Below are 20308 nucleotides of genomic sequence, written 5' to 3' on the forward strand. Positions count from 1 at the left end.
GCGCCCGATTCGTTGCAGCCACGTCCCCTTCTCCGTGCGAGCCGTCATGTCCATCACCACCTGGCTGTTCTTCCTGCCCGCCTGCTTCGCGATCAACCTCGCGCCCGGCCCAAACAATCTTCTATCGATCAACGTCGCCGCGCGTCACGGCTTCATGACAGCCTTCGTCGGCGGCACCGGCCGGCTTGTCGCGTTCGCGTTGATGCTGGTGTTGGCTGCGACCGGCCTTGCCGTCGTGCTGCACGCATCCGAGTGGTTCTTTCTTGCGATCAAACTGGCCGGCGCCGCGTATCTGATCTGGCTTGCCATCCAGTTGTGGCGCAGCGACGCGCCGGCCATCGATACGACCCAGCAGGACGACGCGTCGCTCTGGCGGATTGCCCGGCAGGAGTGTCTCGTGGCGGCAGGCAATCCGAAGGCGATTCTGGTTTTCACCGCATTTTTGCCGCAGTTCGTCGATATCGCCAAACCGATGCTGCCGCAGTTCGCCGTGCTCGGCGCGAGCTTTCTGGTACTCGAATGGGTGGCGATCGCGCTCTATTCCTGGGCTGGCATGCACCTTGGCAAGTGGCTGGTTCGCGCCAAGGTTCGCCGGTGGTTCAATCGCTGCTGCGGGACGTTTCTGGCAGCGATCGGCGTGAGCTTTCTGCTGGTTCGGCAGGGATAGTAATAGAACCGCTGCATATAACGCCCTGGAGCGGCGAATGGATAAGATTCAACGTCACCTGGGTACGGCTCTCGCCTTCATCGCGGGCGAGACACTCGTCTGTCTCATGCTCCTGACCGCACTGGTGTGCAAGTTGACCGAACGGATCGGCAAATCGCGGCCACCGCGCTAAGCTGGCGGTCATTGCCTGCGCAGCGCTGCCAACGCCGCTTCGAGCGCCGGCTTCGGCGTCTCTGAAGCGTCCACCAAACCAAAATTGCGCTCGCGCGCGTTCTTGCCATTGACTGTGTCTTGCCATTCGTAGATAGAGATCAGCGGTGTCCTCAACGAAGCACGCTTCATGAGAAAAGCCTGGATGTCTGCCGCCTGACCGGTCATGCCCCCCTTTGCTCCAGACGAGACGCCCCACTCTGTAATAAGCGCCGGCAGTCCATATCGGGAAAGAACGTGCGCGGATGCGTCTTGAATCTGCCGTTCGCTCATTCCGTATGCATGGTACGAAACGGCGTCGATGCAGTGATCCGACGATGATTGAAGGCTCTGCAACAGCTTGTCCGAGCGGGAACCGGATGCTGGGGCCGTCGCGAAGCCGAATCCAATCACAGGCGTCAATGCGTGAACGTTTTTCAGTCCGGCGCACACCTCCCGCATATATACCGGAAACGTCGCATCGATATCGCCCGTCGGCCAATATGTAGGCAACTCCGGTTCATTCCAGAGTTCAATGGCAAGCACATTGCTCCTGTAAGTGCCAACCAGACTGCTCACTACGTGAATCAGTTGCTTCGCGGCGTCGCGCAGTTGTGCATTGCGAGCCGCCTCGTCCGACTGAAAAGGCCGTGCAAGAGGGATTGTCGAGCGCACCGTAAGAAGGACGGGAAGGCCCGCCTCCTCAGCAGCGGCAAACGCGCTGGCTACCCGCTTTTGATATTCAGTGGTCTGCATCGAATTCACCCATACGCCAAAACGAACGAAGTTAAATCCGGCAGCTTTGATCTGCATCGCAGATGTCGATGTGAAGCGCTCGACCTTGACTTGCGTACCTATCTTTGAGGGACCTTCGCTATCGAAAACCCGCTGTCTGAACGGTTGTGCCCGAGCTTGCATGGTCATGCCGACCATGCAAAGCGCGATTACGCCCGTCTTCAATAGACTTTGAAATGAAATCATGAGAAACGTGGTGCACGGGCCTTCGACTGCCTGAACAGGCAATTCAGACACGCGAGCATTTTTTGATCAGAACATGACATATATCTCCGGGCGCGCATACGACCACCAGGTCTAAGCCAGGAACCTGGTCTGCCCCCTAAGTAGTTGAGCCGCCATGCGCAAAAAAGCGCAACGCTTGACAGGTGCCGAATGTAGCTTCCCAAGTCCGGCTCGAATAACATCGAAACCGCCATGTGACCGATTACCAGGCTTGCGAGCACATCTATGGCACCCGTTCCGGTTCCTTCCACGCGGTCAGATGTTCGACCGAACACGGAGCCGACTGCGATCCATACGAATACCAGCATCAGGAATTCCTTTGGTCCCGGATAAAACAGAACCGGAATGTTCAGCTTCAGGATTGCGTAGACGTAGTCCACGCAGAAAGCAGCAAACGAATTCGGCTCGAGCAGGTTGTAGAAACCTGTGCGCGCGCCATAGGGCGAGCCGGCGACGAGATAGTCGACAGCCATATCGCGCGGATGCAACAGAACGTAGTACGCGGCGTCCGGCAACATATACAGCCCCGCCACAACTGCAAGGATCAGAACCGTCTTCAGTCGCAGCGATGCTCGACGGAATATCCACGCGCCAATGGCAATCGCAAGGATCAGCGCAAAATAAATCCGTACCGTCAACGCGTACCCCGCATAGAGAGCAACTGCGGCGACTATGACATTCCGCACCCGCCATCTCCGGCCGATCAGAATAAGCGCGATAGACATCAGAACGACAAGCGTGTCTTTGCTGGCAACGAATAAATTGAAAAACACGCACGGCGCGATCAGCACCGTATTCAGCAACAGACCGCCAAGCCGCTTCGAATATCCGAACATCAGCCAGATGAACAAGGCGCCAATACCCACAACGAAAAGGTTGGTGCCGATATTACCGAGCGAAGAATAAAACTTCGCGACCGCGTCGAAAGAGGTGTCCTGATATGTACTTGACCCACCAATCTGCGACTGAATCTTGCCTGAGTCGCGGAACACGAACTCAGGCAAGAACATGCTGGCTTTCCAATACATCGTCATATACAACAGGATCGCAAGACTGGCGATCAACCGAACGACACCATTGCTAAGCCGCGGGCCGGTATTGAGTACCTTACGGAGCATGAACAACCTCTCTATTGACCGCTTCAGCTTCGGGTACAGCACGGGCACGCATCACGAGAAACGCCAATATCGCTACGATCCCAGTACTCGCTGCCAGGTGCGCCAGCGCCGCGCCCGTTGCGCCTAGCCGCGTCACCAATATCCATTCCCCCGGAATGCTGATGGCCGCTACGACAGCCATTGCAACGGCGACCTGCTTGCCCAGGCGCAGTGCGACTGCGCCACTCCAATAAACGTCTGCGATAGACCGGAGGACGAAGGAGACCAGCAGAATGCCCAGCATCGTGAGTTCATGACTACCGGCGGGCTCGCGGGCGACGCGGAAGATCGGCTTGTAAGCGATCAGAATCGCGGTAGCGGCAATCATCGTGATGCCAACGGCAGACCGCATCGAAATTTGCAATGTCGCCCTGAAGTCGCCGCCGGCCTCACTCAACGAGCGTACCAACCGTGGTCCGGCCGTCACTACGATCGTGGCATAGGCGATCGTCTGGATAGCGTTCGCGATTGACCACGCAAACACGTAGCGGCCGAGCGAATCAGCAGAGATCACACTGCTCGCGAGAAATCGCTCGCCGTATTGCAGACCAGAGAGTACGGTGGTCGCGACAAAGAACGGCAAGCCCGCCACCCACACTGAGCGAACGCCGCCCACCTTGCGCGACACCGGCTGCGCCAACCCTACCTCACGCCTCTGACGCCAGATGCACCAGCATGCCGCAAGCGCGGCAATGACGTTCGCCCCGCACCAGAGCGCGAAAACTGTTTCAACTGAAAGGAGCACACCGGTGAGCAAACCAGGAATCGCGACACCGGCCCACGCACCCGTACGAATGAAAAGCAGCAGCGCGCCCAGGCGCGGCCGATGCAGCGAAAAAACATAAGACGTCGTCTCAAGCCCAATATGCTCAGAGAAGGCCACCAACATCACGCCCCAGAGAACGCCAGGTGGGATTCGACGAAACACATCGAAGCCCACACAGTTGTGCACAGTCAAGACGACGACGGCGATCGCCGCGTAGACGGCACAATAGAGCAGCAGTAGACGGCCCGCGTCCTGAATCGCGCCTGCCGGGTTCACAGCGCTCAATCGCCGGTTCATTTCGGAGCTGAATCCTAGTCCGAGCAATTTGGACGACACAACCGATACTGCGAGCGCCAGACCGTAGTCGGCCACAGCTGCGAATCCGAGCATACGGGCGACGACGATCGTTAGCGCGAATTTCAGCGCTAGCGACGTGATGCGAAAGGCGAGCCGGACGAACAGGTGCATCACCATCCCGCGCTATGAGCCTCGCGCGGCCCGGAGCTCGGCAAGTATCCGTTCCCGTGCAACACGGATGCGCTCGAAGCCAGAGGAGGTGTTCGCCCAAAAATTGCGAATCGCACCCGGCGTCAGGATCGTCGCAGCAACTTTCTCGGGGTCGAAGTCAGCCGCGTTGACCACCCAACCGTCCAGTCCGAGGTCGGAATACGCACCGAAACCTTTGCGTTCATAGCTAAGGTGGTAAGAAGGAACGCCACTCAGCACTGACTCGAGCGAGCCGTGCAAGCGGACCGACACTACGAAGTCCGGCGTATCCGTGGCCAGCATTTCTTTCAGCGACATAAGGTCGCCGTCGACGCCGATGCTCCGGTAGTACGCCAGGTCGTCGTTGCCTCGGCCCCTACTCTGCACGGCAAAGCTGATCCGGCATGTCTGCCTCAACCGTTGAATCAGCCGCTGCGTGGCGGTCTCGTACCGTTCCCGCTGCTGCATCGACCATTTCGGCGCCCGCCGCAGGACGAATGCCACGTGAGCCACGCTGGTGCGAGCCTTCTCCGCTCGCTCCATGATCTGTGCGCTGCGCCGCTCGAAGTCCAGCACAGCCAGATCAGGCGCGCGACGGGTGTTCGCGTTGCAGGCGAGGAAGGAGACCGAGCGGTCATCTCGAACGAACACGCATGAAAACCCTGCGAGCATTCCTATGAGATGCGAGCGCAACGGCTTCGCCGGCATCGAAGGTCCAATGCTTTGCGGCAAGTACACGGTCGGCTTGCCCGACAGACACGCTGCACGCATCTGCAGCAGGTGGCCCACTTCCAGTTTGAGGGCTTCCATGTAGTTACGCGCACGCAAGTATCCCCCGCCGACACCCACGAGAAGATCAGCCGAGGCCAGAATCCGCAACAACTCGCGCGCCCGGCTATTCTTGCCGATCGGCAGCGCCATACTGACCGCGCCGGCAATACGGGAGATACCAGCTTCCGCAAGAACCGGCGCCGGATGAACATCGGAGTATTGGGAGAAGGAAGCCGGATCAGCAGCAATGATCGATACGCGCGTCATCTCCCCAAAGGCCTCCTTCAAAAGGTCGATCGACAGGTCGACGAGCAGGCCATCTCCAGAGTTCTTCGAGCTGTACGCGTGAAGGAGGACCACATGCGTGTTTTTCGGCATTAATTGGTCTCCTTCATAAGTAGACGTTTGTATAGATTTGCGGTTCGTTCAACCATCGCTGTAGCTGAGAATCGCTCGACGGCGCGCTCGCAGTTACGGCTCATGCGTTCGCGCATCATTGGGTCCTGGGCAAGCGCCGCCGTCGCGTCCGCGAAAAGGTTTGTGTCGTCTTCATTGGGAACAACAAAGCCGATCTGTTCCGCGTCGATCAATTCCGCCGCTCCGGACACCCGGGTAGACACAATCGGGATGCCGGCCGCCATTGCCTCGAGGACGACATAGGGAAAACCTTCGTAGCGGCTTGGAAGCGCAAAGATGTCAAAGGCGGAGAAAAAACGGCGTGCCTCTGGAATCAACCCAAGCAAGCGTATGTTCGTGGGAATGCTCTCTTCGCTCACGCCTGAAACGCTGCCGAAGTCACCAGGACCCATCACCGCAAAAATGACGTTGTCCACGCCCCGCTCGAGGAGGCACTGTGCGACCCGCACGAGCCGATCAACGCCCTTCTGGAAATCCAGACGACCCACAAAGCCGACAACAACAGCGTCATGCGGCAAACCGAGTGCAACCCGCGCTTCAATCGACGGAAGCAACGCAGGCGCAGGCACGCCGTTGAAAATCGTTTCGATGCGATCCGCTGGAATACGCAACACCTGCCGCAAATGTTCCGCTTCGTCGACGGAAACCGCGATGAGGCGGTCGCTCCGAACACGACCGAGGAAACCTTCGATCAGCCCATAAAACCGCCGTTGTGCTCGCGGCAAATACGGATTCAGCGTGTAGACAGCGTGCGGCGTGTATACCTGCTTCCACGGTCCAATGCACATCCGCGCGAGCGCCCCTGCCTTCGAACTGTGGCTGTGAACGATGTCCGGCCTGATCCTGTGCAGGCACCTGGATAGTTGGGCGAAGGCGATCATGTCAGCGCTGCCGACCGAGCGGCGCATCGGCACACGATGAACCGTATCGCATTGCGCGAGCAGGTCCTCGGTGAGAATCACTCCGTCGAAACGGGCTCCAATCGGGACGATTAGATGGATGTCGAAGCCGCCGCAAGCGCGCAGGCCGCGCACCATATCAGCAATATGGACGGCTACGCCGCCACCGGCCGCTTCAACCACGAGCGCCACCCGCAAAGGAGGCGATCCCAAGTCTCGACGAACCTGCAATGCGCCAAAAAAAATGCCGCCATCCGCCGACCGTGACCGCTCGGCGCTACCTACCGTACTGACTTCCATCACTGCCCCTGACCAAGACGGGTCAGCAGTTGACGCCAGCGGGTCGTCAATGCAGGGCGCGGGTCTTCGTAGCAATACTGCACGTATCGGTAACCACCATTCTTACGGTTGTAGCTCCGTCGTCCGGACTTTGGATCGAGACCATTGAGAAGCGCACCGCTAACAGCGACTCCAGCGTGCGCGAACTGCCTCACAGATTCCGTCAACTCCCCAACGCGCGTATGACCGGCCCGAGCAACGAGCATCACTGTCGCGCAGTGCTCCGCTAGCACTACCGCGTCGACCGCGGCCAGAACCGGCGGCGAATCGACGAGTACCACGTCGTAATCGTGTGCGCTGTCTTCAAGAAGTTGTCCTACGCGCTCGTGCATCAGTATCTCGGCGGAGCTAGGCGGCAGCACACCGGTGGCGATGAAGTCAAGATTCGGAACAACGCTGCGATGAATGACCTCATCAAGAGAGAGTGCCCCCGTAATGACGTCTGTCAGACCCCGCGCGCGTTGTCGACCGAAGTATTCGTGGAGATAACCCCTGCGAAGGTCGCCGTCAATCACCAGCACTCGCTTTCCGCTCGTTGCCAGCAGTGCCGCGAAATTCGCGGATACGAAGGATTTGCCGACACCAGGCGAGGGGCCGGAGATAAGGATCACGTTATTTCTTGCGTTCGACATCGCGAACTGGAGTGCCGTGCGCATGCTTCGCAGGCTTTCGACGGCCGGTTCGCGAGGAAAGGCTTCAACGAGCAAGCGAACGTCCGAAGCGTGGTCGATATCGTTCCGATTGATCTGCCTTTGGTGGCGTGACTCCGGGATCGTTGCGTACACGTGCAAACCGACATGACTCTCAATCTCGTCCGCTTCGGCAATCCCCGCGAACAAAAAATTGTGAACGAACGCGAAGCCGACACCCAACAGCAGTCCGAGCAACGCACCCGCAGCGATCGTTACGGACCGGTTAGGAAATGCGACGTTTTCGGGAATGACAGGCGTGTCGACAACGCGCACACTTCCGGTCTTGCCTGCCTTGATCAATTTCAGCTGCTGCACATTGTTCAGCAACGCCGTGTAGAGATCGGTCGCTACCTTGACATCGAGCATCAAACGTACTGCGTCCTGTTGTACGTCGGGCAAGAGCCTCATTTGCCGATCAAACGCACTTTGCTGAGAACGAAGGGTGGCGATTTGCGCGTTAAGCGCAATCACTTCAGGATGCGAACTCGTGAACCGCGAAGCGAGCTCATCACGCTTCTGCTGCAATTCAAGCATCCGCGTTCTGGAATCCGCAGTCTGCTGAATGGCGATCCTGGCTTCCTCCTGCAAATCGACGGTGCCCTGCTTCTTTCGCATCTGCGTGTAGCGCGCTTCAGCGTCCACCAACTGCTTTCTGAGCAGCGGCACCTGCGTATCAAGAAACGCGAGAGATTGCGCCGCTTCAGCGGCCTTGCGTTCGACGTTCTGCTTCACGTAGTAGCGGCCAATCGCCTGCAACTGGTCCCGAACCAACACTGGATCTGCTGCGGTGAGGGTTGCAATGAGAACGCCCGACGACTTGATCTTCTCCTGAATTTCCAAGCCCTTCTGCATGCTCATGATCGTGTCAAGCCGGGATTTCCGGGTCAGCTTGAACTTCGTGCCGGGTGCGGCGTTGAACGACTTCACAAGCAACGTCATTGGCCCACTGCCCGTCTGGAACACCTCGGCCGCGCCGACCCGACCGGTAACGGCCTCATCAAGATCCCAACCGGACAGACGGTAGCGGTCACCGGAAAGCACCGTGAGCGCGAACTGATCACCTTCCAACCGCTTTGGCACATCGAACTGAACGATGTCGGCGCTTTCCGTGCCCCATGCCCAGCCCCCGATACCCAGGACACCTGGACGCATCACAGCGTCATTGAACCCGGATATGAAATTGCCGATCAACGGAAACCGGCGTGGGTGCACGACAATGTAGCTACGCAATTCGTCGACGACACTGGTCACGACGAGCCGCGACGCCATGATCTGCTGCTCGGCCGACGTGGGCGAGTTGTAGTCGAAAAGCGACGACACGTTGCCCAGCAAACTCTGCGCAGCAGCCGAGCCGCTGCCGTCTCCTACCTGAACCGAGATATCCGCCTGATAGCGCGGAGGGAACAGAAAGGCGAATGCCGTCGCAAGCACGAGGCAACAGAGGCAAATCTTGAGAATGACCCATCGGTACTCGACAAACACATCCAGTACCCCGATCAGGTCAATCTCATCATCTTGTTTTAACGCCTCGCTTTCGGGCGATTGCAACGGTTTCATTGTGTATAAAGATAGGTATTTTTACCGGCTGTCAGGATGGCGATTCGCCGAGAACGGGAGCAGACGTCACACGTCCCCCGGATAGGCCCGCGATGCGCGCGGCCCATCCTTCGACTCCGGCTTCGATGAGCCTTAGGCTTTCTTCGAATGCCGCGCGGCCTTTGCGATACGGATCGGGGATATCGAACCCCGCGTCTGAATGGCGAGGCGCCCCTGACATATCGCCGAGTCGATAGACGCGTCCATAAATGGACGCGAACCGATGCTCAAGTTGCTGCCGCTGGAGACGGTCCATCACGAGTACGAGGTCGGCGGTAGCGGGCATCCATGTCACCAGTTGACGCGCACGGTGGGACCGTATATCGAGGCCTCGTTCGCTCATCAGGCTCACGGCGACTGGATCGGCTCCGTAACCGATCAACGCCGTAATGCCGGCGGACTCCACCGTTACCGACTCGATACGCCGCGCGAGAAGGGCTTCTGCCATCGGACTGCGGCAGACGTTTCCCGCGCAGACAACCAGCACGCGCTTTATCATTTTGCGATCACCCCGGCCGTCAAACCCGTGCTGATTAACGGCATCAACAAACTCAACACACGATTGAAGCGAACGAGGCCGCTGCCGTCGACATACACGACGTCTTTGGGTTGCAACTCAAAATCCTTGGCGAGCAGCATCGCGACCGGCGACCTGCCGTCGAGGTGAAACACCTGCGGCGTCCCTGACAACGAGCCGCGGACCACGAACATCTGCGCGGCATCGGCGGTGGATGCATTCACGCTGCCAGCCTGCGAGAGAGCGTCCGCGAGCGTGATGCGGCCGGTTCTGCGTGGAATCGCTGAGACCGGCTTGTTGACCTCGCCCATCACATACACGTCGTTTTCGTCGCGCGACGCGACGCGCAGCAAATCGCCGGGCTTCAGATAGAGTCGCGACGGACTCACGCCTCGCGCTAGCAGCTGCGTCAGGTTCACTCGATGTGACTCGCCGTCGCGCACGAGCACGAGGTCGCTTTGGTCGGCGGCTTCGCTAAAGCCACCGGCGCGGCCGATTGCTTCGTAAAGTGTCATGGGCACGTCATTGACCGCGAGTGCGCCCGCGCTACGCACTTCGCCGTCAACATAGACCTGATGCGCCCGGTAAGAGGCCATGCGCACAGTCAACTGGGGTTTGACGAAGTACTTCGCAAGCGCGCCGGTCAGGCGCTGCTGGATCTCATCGGTACGCTGGCCGGCCACGTGCAGCGTGCCTGCATACGGAAACGTTAGACTGCCGTTCTGATCGACGATGAATCCGGACAGTGGATCGCCGGGTCGCGCCGACGACTGCGTTTGTGAAGAACCCAGTGCGGCCGCGAACTCCGGATGATCCCAGACGACGATTTGCAGCACGTCGCCGGGCCCGACGGTATAAGCTTGGGGCGCTCCGGACAGCAACTGCGAAAGCTCAGCTTGCTGTTGCTTCTGACTTTGCGCGAGGCGCGAGATCAGTGACGCGTTGACCTCGGTTATAGCAATATCCGGCGTGTTAGAGGTCGCATCGGCCTTCTCATCTGCCGAACCTTCGCCGGCGTCTCCAGTTGGGGTGGAAGCGCCGTAAGCACTCGGCATTTTTTGTACACGGGACGTCTCCATTCGCATCCCCGGCGCCCCCGCGCATGCGCTAGTCAACAGGGTTACCGCCGCCATCAAGGCACCAAGCCGATAGACCGGCCTCGTTCGAATTACCGCTAACATCGTGTTCAACCTATTCTTCAAGCAAGCGGGCCGTAGCACCACTCTCGCTGCCCCACATCAGGCAGACAGGATTCATATTCCATTGAGATGGAAGCCAGCTGACCCACCAGGTACTGCCACGCCTTCTGGCGTCCTCGCGGAACGCCAGAAGGCTACGCATCAATACGCGTTCCGATGCCCCAACCCCTTTAACACCGTCACAAAGACGATTCGCATATCCAACCAGAATGACCAATTTCTCAAGTAATACAGATCGTGTTCCACACGCCCCTGCATCTTTTCGATCCGGTCGGTCTCGCCGCGAAAACCGTTCACTTGCGCCCAGCCAGTAATGCCCGGCTTGATCCTGTAACGATGGATATAACCGTCGACAACGCTCCGATATTGGTCGTCGTGTTCTATCGCGTGCGGTCGCGGTCCGACCACCGACATCTCCCCGCGCAGCACATTGATAAATTGCGGCAGCTCGTCGAGGCTCGTGCGGCGCAAAAACGCGCCGACACGCGTGATACGTGGATCCCCGCGGGTGGCCTGACGGAGCACACCGGGCTGTTGCTTGTGCGCACGCATTGAACGAAACTTGTAGATGCGGAAAACTCGCCCGTCGGCGCCCTTGCGCTGCTGGGTAAACAACACCGGCCCTTTCGAGGTCACCTTGACGGCCACAGCAATCGACAGCATCACAGGTGCCAACGCAAGCAGCGCGGTTGCCGCGAATAGCCTGTCGAAAATCGCTTTCTGAACCAGGGCGTACGGGGTCATCGGCGACGCCATCAGATTGATCGCCGGCGCACCGATCAGATCGACTACGTTCCGGTCGAACATCGCGAGACTGCGTACGTCCGGAATGAAACGCAGATTGACAAGATCACCATTGAATTCGTCCATGACCCTCAATACCGTGTCCTCTTCGGACATCGATAGCGCGAGCCATACCTCCTCAATCTGCTCACGGCGCACACAGTCCGCAAATTCGCGCAGACACGCGAACGATGGCAGCCCCGGAAAATCAGGCTCGCTACCCTGCCGCGTGTTGAGCGTGGCAACCGCCCGGAATCCGGCGTCCGGCGAACCGACAATGTTGCCGATCACGCTATCGCGATGGGCACCGGCGCCCACCACGGCAACCATGCGCAGATTGCGCCCGGCGCGCCTGATCCGGCCGAGCACCGTGTGCACGAGCAGCCGCGACGCGACGAGTCCGGTTGCGGTCATCACGGTCCAACTCACACACCAGAGCCGCGACACAGACGCAGTGCGGTGAAGCAGAAACATGATCGCAAGGCCGCAAAGCTGCACTGCGATCCAACCGAACACAACGTTAAAGACAAGACGCCATTTCGAGCGGCCGCGCCACGATTCATAGATGCCGAACAAGGGCAACAGCAAAATCGCCAACGCCATGTCGAACGCCGCGAAAGCGCCTTCGAGAATCGAATGTGCCGTACCGGTCACGACCGTTAGCGATGCGAGCGCCGCGCCCAGTGCGACCAGCATCACGTCGAGCAGGCGCGCCAGGACGCTCTCCATTTCCGCGAAATCGCGGCCTGCGGTTTGACGAAACTTCATAGCATCGCTCCCAATAATCCGTTTGCAATGCCACTTGAATGCATCACTTTTTTCAAAGAATGCCCATTCTGCTCTTCCGAGCAATGTTCCAGTATGAGAAGTTTCTCAATCGCATCGCGGCACTTTCAGACAAATCACCCGAACTTTTCATTGAGTTTGAGGTTGTTCCACAAAATCTGACTGCTGCACGTCTATAACCAATCCCTAATACATCGGCCGATAAACTTTAACTGTCCGCAATCGCCTCGCAGACTTATGCTCGATTAGTGACCCGCCACTGCGGCAAGACCATACGCAGCATCGGGCAAGCGACTTTTCATCGTCACAGGGGCGGCATCATGAAGATCTGCATCTTCGGAGCAGGAGCGATTGGCGGTTTGATGGGCGTGCAACTGGCGCGTGCCGGCGCGGATGTGAGTTTCGTCGCACGCGGGGCGCATCTTTCGGCAATGCGCGAACACGGCGCGCGTCTGATCATGGACGGCGAAACGGTCAGCGTGCCGGTACGCTGCACGTCCGACCCGCGCGAACTCGGCGAGCAAGACTTCGTGATCGTCACGCTGAAGGCGCACTCGCTGCCTGGCGTGGTCGATGCGATGCAGCCGCTTCTCGGCAAGCACACGGCCATCGTTACCGGCGTGAACGGTATTCCCTATTGGTACTTTCATCAGCACGGCGGAAAATTCGCCGGCACACGCCTCGCCAGCATCGACCCGGACGGCCGCCAATGGACGAGGCTCGGTCCCGAACGCGCGATCGGCTGTGTGCTGTATCCCGCTGCGGAGATCGCCGAACCGGGCGTCATCAAGCACGTGTACGGCAAGAAATTTCCGATCGGCGAGCCGAGTGGCGAACGCACGCCGCGCATTCAGCAATTGCACGAGATCATGCAGGCGGCGGGATTCGATGCGCCGATCCGCGACAATATCCGCGATGAAATCTGGCTCAAGCTGTGGGGAAATCTGTGTTTCAACCCGATCAGCGCATTGACCCACGCTACGCTCGATGTCCTCACCGGCGACCCCGGCACGCGTGCGGTATCACGCACGATGATGCTCGAAGCCAAACGCATTGCGGATCAGTTCGGCGTGCATTTTCGCGTCGACGTGGAAAAACGCATCGACGGTGCGGGCGCGGTCGGCGCACATAAGACCTCGACGCTGGTCGATCTGGAAAACCGCCGTCCGATGGAGATCGATCCGCTCTTGACTGTGGTGCAGGAAATGGGGCATCTCGTTGCCGAGCCCACGCCGACTATCGACGTCGTGCTCGCCCTGATCAAACTGCGCGAACGAATGGCATTGCAGGGCGATTGAGCGCCAACCCACGCTGCGGCCAACACCTCTCTCGCAAGCTTCAGCAAAGGATCGAACGCCACGCATTCGATCCTTTTCTTTCGCACCGCTATTGATCGATCGCCAGCCATACCGCCTTCGGCTCGGTGAAGTTTTCAATCGCCACATCGCCGTGCTCGCGGCCAAAACCGGAATCGCCGGAACCGCCCCAAGGCAAGCGCACGTCGGTATAGCCGTAGGTATTGATCCACACGGTACCCGCTTTCAGGTCACGCGCCACCCGATGCACACGGCCGATATCCGCGCTCCATACGCCGGCCGCGAGGCTATACAACGTGCCATTGGCGATACGGATCGCATCGGCTTCTTCGTTGAAGCGAATCACGGTCGCCACCGGCCCGAAGATCTCCTCCTGCGAAATGCGCATTTCATGCTCGACGTTGGCGAACACTGTCGGCTCAACGAAGAAGCCGCGCTCGCCCACGCGCGCGCCGCCGGTCACGAGCGACGCCCCTTCGGCGCGCCCCGTCTCGACATAACCGAGCACGGTTTTCATCTGCGCCGCGGAGATGAGCGGCCCCATCGACGTTTCGCGCGCCGCCGGATCGCCGACCTTGATCGCCTTCGCACGCGCCGCGAGACGCTCGACAACTTCGTCGTAGACAGCGCGGTGGGCCAGAATGCGCGAGCCGGCCGAACATACCTGGCCGGTGTTGAAGAAGATGCCCGACGCCGCGGCTCGCACCGCGTTGTCGAGATTCGCATCCGGGAAGATCAGGTTCGCCGACTTGCCGCCGAGCTCCAGCGTGACGCGTTTGAAGTTGCCGGCCGCGCCCTGCAGAATGCCCCGACCCACTGAAGGCGAACCCGTGAAAGTCACTTTATCGATGCCGGGATGCGCCACCAGCGCATCGCCGACCACCCGACCCTTGCCGGTGACGATATTCAGGACTCCCGGCGGCACGCCCGCTTCGAGCGCGAGTTCGCCGATGCGCAACGCGGTCAGCGGCGTAATCTCCGCAGGTTTGACGATCAGCGTGCAACCGCACGCCAGCGCAGGAGCGATTTTCCACATGCCGATCATCAGCGGGAAATTCCACGGCACGATCGCGGCGACCACGCCGACCGGTTCACGCAGCGTGTACGTCAAGGCGTCGGGGCGCACCGGCACGACCTGACCGTTGATCTTGTCACACCACCCTGCGTAGTATTCGAGCGTATCGATCGCCGCGGGAATATCCTGGCGCATCACCGCCGAGATCGGTTTGCCGGCGTCGCGGCTTTCGAGCGTGGCGAGCTCCTCCAGATTCGCGCGCATCAGGCCGGCGAGACGCGCCAGGATGCGGCCCCGTTCGGCCGCGCGTATCGCGTTCCACACTTTCAACGCGGCACGCGCCGCGCGTACCGCGTTATCGACATCGGCGGCGCTGCCTTGTGCAACCAGTGCAATCGGCTCTTCGGTCGCCGGGTTGATGTCGACGGAATATTCACCGGTGCCGGGCGGCAAACGCTTGCCGTCGATCAGCAGATCATGGCGCCTGAGGTCGGTTTCAGTTTCCATCATGAAGCTCCTTGCGTGGGATGTTGCATGGGATGTTGCATGGGCTCACCAGCCGCGGATCGGCCAGCGCCGCGCCGGCGGCATTGGAAGCCACACCGGCAGGCGCGGCAAACTGCGCCCACGCCGCTGCAGCGTTGGGTCTGAGGGAGCGATTGCGGCGATGCACGAGCAGCGTCCCAGCACGCCCTGGGGCTCGTTGCGCGCTTCGATCCAGCGCGAACGCATTGGCGCGAGAATGAACTTCGCCGAGATGCCCGCGGCCACCGCGACACCTTCTGGTTATGACCCGAATAGATTGCCATTCTGGAAAATTTAATCTTTGTGTCTTTAATCCGCATTATTTAAATACTGCCCTGCCTGAATCATCGCTTTACAGGCCGGTTCTTTATTCCGATCAATTAAGCATCGGCAGTGCCTCAGCTTTTCGGTGCCCCCCGCCGCGCCTCGAATCCAAGCGTTAACCCGACTACCGCGCCGACTACCGCACCAAGCACCGCACCGACAATCCCGCTTCTTATACAGCCCCATGCTAGGGTCATTGCTGAATTACTAATAATTAAAGTTTGTTATTATGTTGATTCACATTTGCTTATACATCGGCCATGACGATGCGCAATGCGACTCTGCGGCAACTGAAGGTCTTTGAAACAGTGGCGCGCCATCTGAGCTTCTCGCGCGCCGCGGAAGAATTGCATCTGACGCAGCCCGCCGTTTCCACCCAGGTCCGGCAACTCGAGGAACACGCGGGGTTGCCGCTGTTCGAGCAGCTCGGCAAAAAAATCTATCTGACGCCGGCCGGCACCGAAATGCTTCACTACAGCCGCGCGATCATTCAGCAGTTCCACGAAGTCGACGAGGCCATGGGTCAGCTCAAGGGCGTCTCCGGCGGCAAGCTGAACGTCGCGGTGATCAGCGCCGGCGACTACTTCTTTCCGCGCCTGCTGGCTGAATTCACACGGCGCTACTCGGGTGTCGTGCTCAATCTCGCGGTACACAATCGCGCGGAACTGTTGCATCAACTCGCAACCAACCAGACCGATCTCGCGGTGATGGTGCGGCCGCCGCACGAAACCGACGCGACCAATGAGCCGTTCGCGCCGCACCCTTACGTGATCGTGGCGGCACCCACGCATCCGCTCGCGCACAAACGCAACATCAAGATGAACCAGTTGGCGGACGAGGCCTTTATCGTGCGCGAGCGCGGCTCGGACACATGGAATTCGATGGAGGAAGGCTTCGCCGGCCGTCTCGCCAATCTCAAGATCGCGATGGAGATCAAGAGCACCGAGACGATCAAGCAGGCCGTGATCGCCGGCATGGGCATCGCCTTCCTGTCCGCCCATACGATCAGCCTCGAGTTGCAGCTCGGCCATCTGGTCGTGCTCGACGTCGAGGACTTTCCTGTCATGCTCAACTGGTACGTCGTGCATCGGAAGAACAAGCGCCTGCCGCCGGTTGCAGTCGCCTTCAAACGCTTCCTGATGGAGGAAGGCGCGAGTCTTATCGAGAAAATTACCCGCGTGAAGGAATTGAGCGTCTATAAGCAGTAAAAAGCTCGGCGCAACGCGCCGGGCCGTCGCCTCATATCGCGATCTCGCACGCAGCGGCCAACGTATTGCTTAGCGTGCCGATCCCGTCGATCGTGATCGTTACCGTTGCACCGTCCTTGATCGACCCAACGCCGACCGACGTGCCGCATGCGATCACATCGCCCGGGTCGAGCGTCAAGTCCTGTGAAATCAGACGCACCTGCTCGGCAGGCGAAAACACCATATCGGCGAGCGGATAGTTCTGCCGCTCCACACCGTCGAGCGTCGTCACGAGGCGCGCTGTGCGCCAGTCGAAACCGGAGACGATCGAGGGTCCAATACAGCAGAACGTATCGAAGCCCTTTGCACGGCACCATTGCGGGAAGTGGGGATTCTCGTTCAGCAGATCGGCTGCGGTCACGTCGTTGACCAGCGTGTAGCCGAAGATCGAATTCGCAGCCTCTTCAGCACTCGCATTGCGGCAGCGCCGCCCAATCACAATGCCGAGTTCACCTTCATAGACGATCTTGCCCGCGTAGCTGAGCGGCCGCCGGATCGCATTACCCGAACCGGTCACCGATCCCGCCGGCTTCAGCAGAAATAGCGGATGCGCCGGCACAGGCTTGTCCAGCTTCGCCGCAAGCGCGTGATAGTTATTCCACAAGGCGACGATCTTGCCGGGCGCACAAGGCGCGAGCGGCGTGAGTGCACGTGTCGACAACACAGCGCCAGTCGGCACCGGTTGATCGAGACTTTCGTACTCGTGCAGATAGCCGCCTTCCACCCGGCCGAACACGACACCATTGTCGCTCGACATGAAACGCATCCACGTATCCATACGTCGCTCCTTGAGTGCTCAAATCGCGCCAGCGGTCCGCAATGCGCTGATCTGTTCAGGCGAGTAGCCGAGTTCAGTCATCACCTCGTCGGTGTGTTCACCCAGCAGCGGCGAGCGTTTGACTTCGGTCGGACTGTCCGACAGTTTGATAGGATTACCAACCGTCAAATATTTGCCGCGGGTCGGATGATCCACTTCGACAATCGTGCCGGTTTTGCGCAGCGACGGCTCTTCGGCAATTTCCTTCATCGACAGAATCGGCCCGCAAGGGATGTCGTATCTGTTCAGAATCTGCATGGCCTCAAACTTGGTCTTGGTCATGGTCCAGCGCTCGATCTCGGCAAAGATGTCCTTCAGATGCGGCAAGCGCGCGGCAGGTGTTGCGTAGTCCGGATCGGAGGCCCATTCTTCCTTGCCGATCACGTTGCAGATCTTCGTCCACACCGGCGCCTGAGTGATGAAGTAGATATACGCATTGGGATCCGTCTCCCAGCCCTTGCACTTCAGAATCCAGCCTGGCTGACCACCACCCGACGCATTTCCCGCGCGCGGCACCGCTTCACCGAACATCCCGTTCGGATATTGCGGATACTCTTTCATCGTGCCGGTGCGTTCGAGCCGCTGCTGGTCGCGCAGCTTCACGCGGCACAGGTTGAGCACGCCGTCCTGCATCGCGGCAAGCACCTTCTGCCCACGCCCGGTTTGCGTGCGCTGATACAGCGCCGTGACAATGCCTAGCGCCAGATGCAAACCCGTGCCGCTGTCGCCGATCTGCGCACCGGTCACCACCGGCGGACCATCGTCGAAACCGGTGGTCGAGGCCGCACCGCCCGCGCATTGCGCAACATTCTCGTAGACCTTGCAGTCCTCATAAGGACCCGGGCCGAAACCCTTCACCGAAGCCACGATCATGCGCGGATTCAATTCCTGAATCCGCTCCCACGTGAAGCCCATCCGGTCCAGCGCACCCGGTGCGAAATTCTCCACCAGCACGTCGCACTTCTGGATCAGCGCCTCGAGCACCAGCTTGCCTTCCGGGTTCTTGGTATCGATCGTGACCGAGCGCTTGTTGTGATTGAGCATCGTGAAATACAAGCTGTCCACGTCGGGAATATCGCGTAGTTGCTCACGCGTGATGTCGCCGGCGCCGGCCCGCTCCACCTTGATCACGTCCGCGCCGAACCACGCGAGCAACTGCGTGCAGGTAGGGCCCGATTGCACATGCGTGAAATCGAGAATGCGCACGCCGTCGAGTGCTTTGCTCATGTCATGTCTCCTGATCAGTCAGTTGTATGCAAGGGTTATCGACCGACGCGTCCGCTTCGATAACGTCCGCTCATGCAGATGTACGGCCTTTATATACCGTATGTAATATATCACATACGGTCAAGGTTAAATTTCGATCCGGCTGTTCCGGGCGTGTCCGTGTTGAAGGCCTGCCTGGCCTTCGCTGCGGCCAAATGTTCCCGCTTGTGCACGCTAATCCTAGGGAAAACACCGAATTATTGCCGTTTGATTGTTATGTTGATATATCACATACCATATTTTAAAGACCGTCAAGCGCGACTTAACCCGCACTGCCAGCGTCGTTTGGCACCTGCGGGTCAGAAAGGCAAAAAGGCCTGCGGTGATGTCATCACCGCAGGCCTTTTTCATCCCTAGCGCCAAGCTGGCGCCTAAGCAGCCGTCAATCCAGAAAATCGCAATTCGCTTCGACAAACGCCGCCAGATCGAGCGAATGCTGACGCGTCAGCCGCTCAGCCAGTTCGGTATCGCGCTGCTCCAGCGCCTCGATAATGCGCAGGTGATCGACGATCGAACGCGACGCGCGGTCGCTTTGCGAAATGGTCATGCGGCGAATCGCCCGCACGTGGATGAAGATGTTCTTGATCGTGTCGAGAATGATCTGCGACTTCGATAACTCGACGATCGCCTGATGAAACGCGATGTTGGCGTCTGAATACTCGGCGATGTGCTCGGCCGGCATGGCGTCGCGGAAATGGTCGAACATGTGGCGCAGGCGGGCGATTTCCTCGTCCGTGGCGTGCAGGGTGGCAAGACGCGCCGCCATGCTTTCAAGCGCGGCCCACATCTGGATCATTTCGACGATCTCACGCTTGCTCTTGCGCACGATGTAGATGCCGCGCCGCGGCACCATGCGCAGAAAACCCTCCTGTTCCAGCAGCGTCATCGCCTCGCGCACCGGCGTGCGGCTCACGCCCAGCGATTCGCTCAGCACACGCTCGTCGAGGCGGATTTCTTCGCGGGTCTGATAGATATCCGCGTCGGCAATGGCCTGGCGGAGCATGGCATACGCCTGATCGCGCAAGCTCACGCTCGCGCCGATCGGCTGCAATGACAGCGTCAAGGGTGTGGCCACTGCTTCAGTTTGAAGTTCTGACGACATTCATCGCCTCTTGTTGAACATGCCCACGATACGGCGCCGCCGCAGCCATTCCGCCGTCTTGCTCGCCCAAGCCGATGAACCGGCCATGTTGCGCTGCAAGCTGCGCAACCGGCTGCGGGATCCAGCGGGTCAACAGGACGGTGGCGGCAGAGCCTAAACCCACAACAGCAACGGCAAGCAGCGCGAGAGGAACAAATTCCATTTGTAACTCCGAATAATTGAGCGAATAGATGACTCAATCATATGCTGCATCGCCGCAAAAATCAATATTCCGTATGTAGTATATCAGTACACGTCGATTTTAGGATGGCATGTTCAAGGTAGCACGAGCGACCTGCGGACGACTCCTCCGCGTGCCCAAATCAAACCGGCGAAGCTCCGTGTAAACGCGCAAAACGCGCGCTATGCGCGC

At 59.3% G+C, this 20308-nt stretch carries 19 protein-coding genes and 1 pseudogene; 5 read left to right on the plus strand and 15 right to left on the minus strand.

All coding sequences use genetic code 11. From position 1 onward, the window contains the following. Positions 1-46 precede the first annotated feature (46 nt). Positions 47-667 carry a LysE family translocator gene (locus tag AYM40_RS32030; RefSeq protein WP_063500002.1) on the plus strand — a complete coding sequence of 207 codons (621 nt, stop codon included), beginning with the start codon at positions 47-49 and terminating at the stop codon, positions 665-667. A gap of 37 nt (positions 668-704) precedes the next feature. Beyond that, positions 705-839, plus strand: coding sequence for a hypothetical protein (locus tag AYM40_RS43320; RefSeq protein ID WP_256390488.1), 135 nt, complete (start codon positions 705-707; stop codon positions 837-839). Between the two features lie 8 nt (positions 840-847). Here AYM40_RS43320 and AYM40_RS32035 read toward each other — a convergent pair whose 3' ends face one another. The 5 genes from AYM40_RS32035 to AYM40_RS32055 are packed head-to-tail and all read right to left on the minus strand — an operon-like array spanning position 848 to position 6510. After that, positions 848-1789 (minus strand): cellulase family glycosylhydrolase, encoded by a 942-nt coding sequence (locus AYM40_RS32035; protein ID WP_158515367.1) that lies wholly within the window; start codon positions 1787-1789, stop codon positions 848-850. A 44-nt stretch (positions 1790-1833) separates the two neighbouring features. After that, entirely contained in the window at positions 1834-2994 is a 1161-nt protein-coding gene (locus AYM40_RS32040; RefSeq protein WP_063500004.1) for a hypothetical protein, read from the minus strand. After that, positions 2984-4267, minus strand: a complete 1284-nt coding sequence (locus AYM40_RS32045; RefSeq protein ID WP_082855527.1) for a lipopolysaccharide biosynthesis protein — start codon at positions 4265-4267, stop codon at positions 2984-2986. The genes AYM40_RS32040 and AYM40_RS32045 overlap by 11 nt, the downstream gene beginning before the upstream one ends. Before the next feature lie 12 nt (positions 4268-4279). Next, positions 4280-5434 carry a polysaccharide pyruvyl transferase family protein gene (locus AYM40_RS32050; protein ID WP_063500006.1) on the minus strand — a complete coding sequence of 385 codons (1155 nt, stop codon included), beginning with the start codon at positions 5432-5434 and terminating at the stop codon, positions 4280-4282. Beyond that, positions 5434-6510: a glycosyltransferase gene (locus AYM40_RS32055; RefSeq protein ID WP_236721127.1), complete on the minus strand. Its 1077-nt coding sequence runs from the start codon at positions 6508-6510 to the stop codon at positions 5434-5436. The genes AYM40_RS32050 and AYM40_RS32055 overlap by 1 nt, the downstream gene beginning before the upstream one ends. Between AYM40_RS32055 and AYM40_RS42945 the strand changes: the two genes are divergently transcribed. Next, positions 6469-6639 (plus strand): hypothetical protein, encoded by a 171-nt coding sequence (locus tag AYM40_RS42945; protein ID WP_236721139.1) that lies wholly within the window; start codon positions 6469-6471, stop codon positions 6637-6639. The two genes, AYM40_RS32055 and AYM40_RS42945, sit on opposite strands and share 42 nt — an antisense overlap. A gap of 32 nt (positions 6640-6671) precedes the next feature. Here the strand turns inward: AYM40_RS42945 and AYM40_RS32060 are convergent, their stop codons facing one another. The 4 genes from AYM40_RS32060 to AYM40_RS32075 form a co-directional block, all read right to left on the minus strand. Continuing rightward, complete coding sequence (locus AYM40_RS32060; RefSeq protein WP_063500008.1) at positions 6672-8960, minus strand: polysaccharide biosynthesis tyrosine autokinase; 2289 nt, start codon at positions 8958-8960, stop codon at positions 6672-6674. A 31-nt stretch (positions 8961-8991) separates the two neighbouring features. Further along, positions 8992-9498 (minus strand): low molecular weight protein-tyrosine-phosphatase, encoded by a 507-nt coding sequence (locus AYM40_RS32065; protein ID WP_063500009.1) that lies wholly within the window; start codon positions 9496-9498, stop codon positions 8992-8994. Next, complete coding sequence (locus AYM40_RS32070; protein WP_082855419.1) at positions 9495-10649, minus strand: polysaccharide biosynthesis/export family protein; 1155 nt, start codon at positions 10647-10649, stop codon at positions 9495-9497. Before AYM40_RS32070 ends, AYM40_RS32065 begins: the two co-directional genes overlap by 4 nt. A gap of 207 nt (positions 10650-10856) precedes the next feature. Then, complete coding sequence (locus AYM40_RS32075; protein WP_063500011.1) at positions 10857-12266, minus strand: undecaprenyl-phosphate glucose phosphotransferase; 1410 nt, start codon at positions 12264-12266, stop codon at positions 10857-10859. A gap of 338 nt (positions 12267-12604) precedes the next feature. On the opposite strand from AYM40_RS32075, the gene AYM40_RS32080 reads away from it, so the two are divergent. Then, a complete protein-coding gene (locus AYM40_RS32080; RefSeq protein WP_063500012.1) occupies positions 12605-13582 on the plus strand; it encodes a 2-dehydropantoate 2-reductase in 978 nt (325 codons plus the stop codon). Positions 13583-13670: 88 nt separating this feature from the next. Here the strand turns inward: AYM40_RS32080 and AYM40_RS32085 are convergent, their stop codons facing one another. Then, positions 13671-15122: an aldehyde dehydrogenase family protein gene (locus AYM40_RS32085; RefSeq protein WP_063500013.1), complete on the minus strand. Its 1452-nt coding sequence runs from the start codon at positions 15120-15122 to the stop codon at positions 13671-13673. Further along, positions 15112-15297: pseudogene (locus tag AYM40_RS42950) on the minus strand (hypothetical protein); the annotation flags it as partial. The gene AYM40_RS32085 and the pseudogene AYM40_RS42950, both read right to left, overlap by 11 nt. Before the next feature lie 427 nt (positions 15298-15724). Between AYM40_RS42950 and AYM40_RS32095 the strand changes: the two are divergent. Then, positions 15725-16672 (plus strand): LysR family transcriptional regulator, encoded by a 948-nt coding sequence (locus tag AYM40_RS32095; RefSeq protein ID WP_063500015.1) that lies wholly within the window; start codon positions 15725-15727, stop codon positions 16670-16672. Positions 16673-16703: 31 nt separating this feature from the next. Here AYM40_RS32095 and AYM40_RS32100 read toward each other — a convergent pair whose 3' ends face one another. The 4 genes from AYM40_RS32100 to AYM40_RS32115 form a co-directional block, all read right to left on the minus strand. Further along, positions 16704-17489, minus strand: a complete 786-nt coding sequence (locus tag AYM40_RS32100) for a fumarylacetoacetate hydrolase family protein (protein WP_063500016.1) — start codon at positions 17487-17489, stop codon at positions 16704-16706. A gap of 18 nt (positions 17490-17507) precedes the next feature. Beyond that, positions 17508-18755: a formyl-CoA transferase gene (gene frc, locus AYM40_RS32105; protein WP_063500017.1), complete on the minus strand. Its 1248-nt coding sequence runs from the start codon at positions 18753-18755 to the stop codon at positions 17508-17510. Between the two features lie 421 nt (positions 18756-19176). Next, complete coding sequence (locus tag AYM40_RS32110; RefSeq protein ID WP_063500018.1) at positions 19177-19896, minus strand: GntR family transcriptional regulator; 720 nt, start codon at positions 19894-19896, stop codon at positions 19177-19179. Continuing rightward, the gene (locus tag AYM40_RS32115; protein WP_063500019.1) at positions 19874-20098 is read right to left on the minus strand and encodes a hypothetical protein; all 225 of its coding nucleotides are present in this window, start codon (positions 20096-20098) and stop codon (positions 19874-19876) included. The genes AYM40_RS32110 and AYM40_RS32115 overlap by 23 nt, the downstream gene beginning before the upstream one ends. Between the last annotated feature and the right edge of the window lie 210 nt (positions 20099-20308).

Source organism: Paraburkholderia phytofirmans OLGA172 (genome assembly GCF_001634365.1).
Classification (GTDB): domain Bacteria; phylum Pseudomonadota; class Gammaproteobacteria; order Burkholderiales; family Burkholderiaceae; genus Paraburkholderia.

What these genes read in the sequence shown, in the direction of transcription:
- AYM40_RS32030 (WP_063500002.1), top strand. Translation starts at nt 47, where the DNA reads ATGTCCATCACCACCTGGCTGTTCTTCCTGCCCGCCTGCTTCGCGATC.
- AYM40_RS43320 (WP_256390488.1), top strand. Translation starts at nt 705, where the DNA reads ATGGATAAGATTCAACGTCACCTGGGTACGGCTCTCGCCTTCATCGCG.
- AYM40_RS32035 (WP_158515367.1), bottom strand. Translation starts at nt 1,789, where the DNA reads ATGGTCGGCATGACCATGCAAGCTCGGGCACAACCGTTCAGACAGCGG.
- AYM40_RS32040 (WP_063500004.1), bottom strand. Translation starts at nt 2,994, where the DNA reads ATGCTCCGTAAGGTACTCAATACCGGCCCGCGGCTTAGCAATGGTGTC.
- AYM40_RS32045 (WP_082855527.1), bottom strand. Translation starts at nt 4,267, where the DNA reads ATGCACCTGTTCGTCCGGCTCGCCTTTCGCATCACGTCGCTAGCGCTG.
- AYM40_RS32050 (WP_063500006.1), bottom strand. Translation starts at nt 5,434, where the DNA reads ATGCCGAAAAACACGCATGTGGTCCTCCTTCACGCGTACAGCTCGAAG.
- AYM40_RS42945 (WP_236721139.1), top strand. Translation starts at nt 6,469, where the DNA reads ATGGATGTCGAAGCCGCCGCAAGCGCGCAGGCCGCGCACCATATCAGC.
- AYM40_RS32055 (WP_236721127.1), bottom strand. Translation starts at nt 6,510, where the DNA reads ATGGTGCGCGGCCTGCGCGCTTGCGGCGGCTTCGACATCCATCTAATC.
- AYM40_RS32060 (WP_063500008.1), bottom strand. Translation starts at nt 8,960, where the DNA reads ATGAAACCGTTGCAATCGCCCGAAAGCGAGGCGTTAAAACAAGATGAT.
- AYM40_RS32065 (WP_063500009.1), bottom strand. Translation starts at nt 9,498, where the DNA reads ATGATAAAGCGCGTGCTGGTTGTCTGCGCGGGAAACGTCTGCCGCAGT.
- AYM40_RS32070 (WP_082855419.1), bottom strand. Translation starts at nt 10,649, where the DNA reads ATGGCGGCGGTAACCCTGTTGACTAGCGCATGCGCGGGGGCGCCGGGG.
- AYM40_RS32075 (WP_063500011.1), bottom strand. Translation starts at nt 12,266, where the DNA reads ATGAAGTTTCGTCAAACCGCAGGCCGCGATTTCGCGGAAATGGAGAGC.
- AYM40_RS32080 (WP_063500012.1), top strand. Translation starts at nt 12,605, where the DNA reads ATGAAGATCTGCATCTTCGGAGCAGGAGCGATTGGCGGTTTGATGGGC.
- AYM40_RS32085 (WP_063500013.1), bottom strand. Translation starts at nt 15,122, where the DNA reads ATGGAAACTGAAACCGACCTCAGGCGCCATGATCTGCTGATCGACGGC.
- AYM40_RS32095 (WP_063500015.1), top strand. Translation starts at nt 15,725, where the DNA reads ATGACGATGCGCAATGCGACTCTGCGGCAACTGAAGGTCTTTGAAACA.
- AYM40_RS32100 (WP_063500016.1), bottom strand. Translation starts at nt 17,489, where the DNA reads ATGGATACGTGGATGCGTTTCATGTCGAGCGACAATGGTGTCGTGTTC.
- frc (WP_063500017.1), bottom strand. Translation starts at nt 18,755, where the DNA reads ATGAGCAAAGCACTCGACGGCGTGCGCATTCTCGATTTCACGCATGTG.
- AYM40_RS32110 (WP_063500018.1), bottom strand. Translation starts at nt 19,896, where the DNA reads ATGTCGTCAGAACTTCAAACTGAAGCAGTGGCCACACCCTTGACGCTG.
- AYM40_RS32115 (WP_063500019.1), bottom strand. Translation starts at nt 20,098, where the DNA reads ATGGAATTTGTTCCTCTCGCGCTGCTTGCCGTTGCTGTTGTGGGTTTA.